General features: G+C 65.3%; 2 protein-coding genes. One reads left to right on the forward strand and one right to left on the reverse strand.

The genetic code is table 11. The features are described from left to right. Positions 1-1168 (forward strand): glutamine synthetase family protein (locus ACESMD_RS09200; protein ID WP_372612461.1); only part of this gene is annotated, 1168 nt, incomplete at its 5' end. 73 nt (positions 1169-1241) lie between these two features. Here ACESMD_RS09200 and ACESMD_RS09205 read toward each other — a convergent pair. After that, positions 1242-1796 carry a glycine zipper 2TM domain-containing protein gene (locus tag ACESMD_RS09205; protein WP_372612463.1) on the reverse strand — a complete coding sequence of 185 codons (555 nt, stop codon included), beginning with the start codon at positions 1794-1796 and terminating at the stop codon, positions 1242-1244. Between the last annotated feature and the right edge of the window lie 10 nt (positions 1797-1806).

The following is a 1806-nucleotide window of genomic DNA, read 5'->3' on the forward strand; positions in this document are numbered from 1 at the left end:
CGGGCTGGGGCTCTCCATCGGCGACAGTGACAGGGTCTGTCACCCGGTGCCCGGCAGCCTGATGCCGAGCCCCTGGCTGCGCCAGGGCCGCCAGGCCCAGCTCTTGATGAGCATGCATGAACCCGATGGCAGGCGCTTCTTCGCCGATCCTCGCCATGTCCTGGCCTGTCAGATCGAGCGTCTCCGGACACAGGGTCTGAACCCAGTGGTAGCGGTAGAGATGGAATTCTACCTGATCGATCGGGTGCGGGATGCCCTGGGCATGGTACAGCCCCCTTGTTCACCGGCCACCGGAGAACGTGCCAGCCAGAGCCAGCTCTACTCGATCAATGAACTCGACGAGTACGCCGACTTCCTGGAGGAGATCCAGGACACCGCCAGGGTTCAGGGCCTGCCTCTCGACACGACACTCAAGGAGTGCGCCCCCGGCCAGTTCGAGATCAACCTGATCCACTGCGACGATGCCATGATCGCCTGCGACAGCGCCGTATTGCTCAAGCGTCTGATCAAGGGCGTGGCACTGGCCCACGGCTTCGAGGCCACCTTCATGGCCAAGCCCTACGGCCTTGAGGCCGGTAACGGCACCCATGTGCACATCAGCCTGCTGGACGAGGCCGGTAACAATGTCTTTGCCGCCGCCGACGGCAATCCTCTCGGCACGGCAAAGCTTCGCCAGGCTATCGCCGGCCTGATCGAACTGATGCCGGCCTCCATGGCGATGTTCGCGCCCAACATCAATTCCTTCCGTCGTTTCCAGCCTGGTCTCTATGTCCCCATGGCGCCCAACTGGGGATTCGACAACCGCTCGGTGGCGCTGCGCATTCCCTCGGGGCCCAACGCCGCGCGACGCATCGAGCACCGTGTCGCCGGTGCCGATGCCAATCCCTACCTGTTGCTGGCCACCCTGCTGGCCGGCATCGATCACGGCCTGGCCGCCGAACTCACCCCGCCACCACCGGTCACCGGCAACGCTTACGACCAGTGCGAGCCCAGCCTGACCAACAGCTGGTACCGCGCCCTGGAGCTACTGGAGGGTTCGAGACCTCTCAATGACGCCCTGGGCGCTGATTTCGTGCATGTCTACCTGACCAACCGCCGGGCCGAGCGTAACCATGCCCTGCAGAACGTCAGCCGGCTGGAATATGACTGGTACCTGCGCCACGTCTGATCCGGCTCGCCTTCCCTGAACAGCAGGAAGCCCCGGTCTTTCGACCGGGGCGTCTCGTCTCGCGGCGAGGGGCTCAGCCCTCGCTGGAGCTGACCGCTTCCCAGCGAGGCTGACCGTCCTCGAGCAGCACTCGATTTCCCTGAGGGGCACTATCGAGACGGCTGGTCTGGACGGCTTCACCGTGGCGCCAGGAGACCTCGTAGCCCTGGGTCTCCTGATGGGAGTCCATCACGGTTTGGCATTGGCGTTGGGTCGTCTGGACTCGCTGGTTGGCCTCGACGCGTCCCTGCACCTCGCGACCGGCCAGGCCACCACCCAGGGCGCCCACCACTGTCGCCAGCTTCTTGCCACTGCCGCCGCCGATCTGGTTGCCCAGCAGGCCACCGACCAGGGCGCCGGCGGCCGTACCGACAATGCGGTTGGGATCACGGCTGGGTGCGGCCTGACTGACCACCACGTCCTCGCAGACTTCACGGGGCGTTTCCACGGTGCGCGTCAGCGCCTGGATATCGACGATCTCCGCATACTGGGGCCCTGCCTCTTCCTGCTGGACCTGCCAGGCGCCGAAGGCCAGACCGCCAAGCCCCAGCACGGCCAGAGTGGAGCCCACTACGATCGACTTGCTCATCTTTCACCTC

The sequence above is a fragment of the Halomonas sp. genome (assembly GCF_041689495.1).
GTDB lineage: Bacteria > Pseudomonadota > Gammaproteobacteria > Pseudomonadales > Halomonadaceae > Halomonas.

What these genes read in the sequence shown, in the direction of transcription:
- ACESMD_RS09205 (WP_372612463.1), bottom strand. Translation starts at nt 1,796, where the DNA reads ATGAGCAAGTCGATCGTAGTGGGCTCCACTCTGGCCGTGCTGGGGCTT.